The sequence below is a fragment of the Gordonia sp. i37 genome, assembly GCF_002043085.1.
GTDB lineage: Bacteria > Actinomycetota > Actinomycetes > Mycobacteriales > Mycobacteriaceae > Gordonia > Gordonia polyisoprenivorans.
Genome location: NZ_MVPX01000021.1, coordinates 1 through 1,693 on the forward strand (window position 1 = coordinate 1; position 1,693 = coordinate 1,693).

The window sequence follows — 1,693 nt, forward strand, 5'->3', positions numbered from 1 at the left end:
CCCCCCCTACCAGCAGTCGCCCAGCGCGCCGCCGCGTCCCGCCGCCTACAGCCCTCCGGCCCGGCAGCCGTCCGGTACGCGACCACCGTCCGGTCCGCCGCGGATGTACGGCGGCCGTCGAGTGCGATGGGTGGCCCGCCGCCCGGCCGACACCCTGCCGCCACCGCGACCGCCACGGCGCACCGGCCCGCAGCTGATCCCGCGGTACGTCTACCTTCCTCGGTGGGGTCTCGTCGACACCCCGGTCACCGAGGACGAACCGCGCAACTCTCCCGCCCGCCTGGGGATGGCACTGACCGGCGCCCTGCAGATCGCCGGGGCCGCGTTCGTCGCGTCGACGTGCGCGCACCTGCTCCGTTATCTCCTGCTGGTGATCAACCGGTCGACGACGCTGCCCGGCTGGCTGATCGGCCTCAGCACGGTGCTGGTGTTGGCCGCCGGACTGCTGGCGCTCGCCGGATTCGTCTATACGACCGTCGTCTTCGTCCGGTGGCTGTTGGCTGTGCGGACCGAAACATACGGCGCGCGAGGATTTTTCGACTCGCGGTCGCGGTGGCAGAGCATTCCGTTGGCCGCGATTCCGCTCGTCAACGTCGCCGGTGCCGCGTTGCTGTTACGTGAACCCGCCGAGATGCTCGACGACGTCGCGCGCAGCGCCGCGCGTACCCGGCTGCACAAGCTCTGGGTGGGTTGGACGGTGGTCAACGCGATCGCGGTGCTCACCGTGATCACCTGGTGGGTGGGCGCGGCATCCGGCTCCATCCAGACCGGAGCGAACGCCCTGTTCATGGTTGTCCTCACCGCGGCGGTCTCGGCGGCGTTCGCCTTCTGGGCCGCTCATCGGCTGCCCGCGGTGTTCTCGGGGAGCTCCGCCGAACCGAAAGTCCCCGCACACCGATGGGTGGTGGTCGCATGAACCTCGCCGAGCAGGTCTCGCGGTCGGGTAAACCGGCCGTCGTCGCGCATCGCGGTGCGTCTGCGGATGTGGCCGAACACACCTTGGCCGCTTACGAACTCGCGCTCGAACAAGGTGCCGACGGGCTCGAGTGCGACGTCCGCCTGACCGCCGACCACGAGTTGGTCTGCATTCACGACCGCACGGTGGACCGCACCTCCGACGGCACCGGCATCGTCAGCGAGATGACGCTGGCGCAACTGCGCGAACTCGACTTCGGTAGCTGGCATGCCGGGGGTGGTCCGGCCAAGGTCCTGACCCTCGCCGAATTGCTGACCCTGACCCTCGACTGGCGTCGCCCGGTCCGGTTGTTCATCGAGACCAAGCATCCGGTGCGCTTCGGCAGCCTCGTCGAACAACAGCTGCTGGCGACCCTGCACGACTTCGGTGTGGCGACCCCGCCGTCGGCGGATCACAGTCGGGCCGTGGTCATCTCGTTCTCTTCGGCGGGGGTGTGGCGAATCCGCCGGCACGCGCCGATCCTGCCGACCATCCTGCTCGGCGAGACTGCGCGCGTCCTCGGCGGCAGCGCCGCGACCGCCGTCGGCGCCACCGGCATCGGCCCGTCGGTGGAGACGCTGCGGATGCATCCCGAACTCGTCGACAAGGCAGCCGCCGCGGGCCGCGTCACCTACTGCTGGACCGTCGACGAGGCGGCCGACGTCCAGCTGTGTGCCGACCTCGGAGTCCGCTGGATCGCCACCAACCACCCACAGAAGGTGCGCGACTGGATCGTCA

At 70.1% G+C, this 1,693-nt stretch carries 2 protein-coding genes; both read left to right on the forward strand.

The features are described 5' to 3' along the window. A partial coding sequence (locus tag B1964_RS00855; RefSeq protein ID WP_216354217.1) for a DUF4328 domain-containing protein occupies positions 1–916 on the forward strand: 916 nt, incomplete at its 5' end. After that, positions 913–1,693, forward strand: a 781-nt coding sequence (locus tag B1964_RS00860) for a glycerophosphodiester phosphodiesterase (RefSeq protein WP_079928441.1), incomplete at its 3' end; no start/stop codon positions are given. The genes B1964_RS00855 and B1964_RS00860, both read left to right, overlap by 4 nt.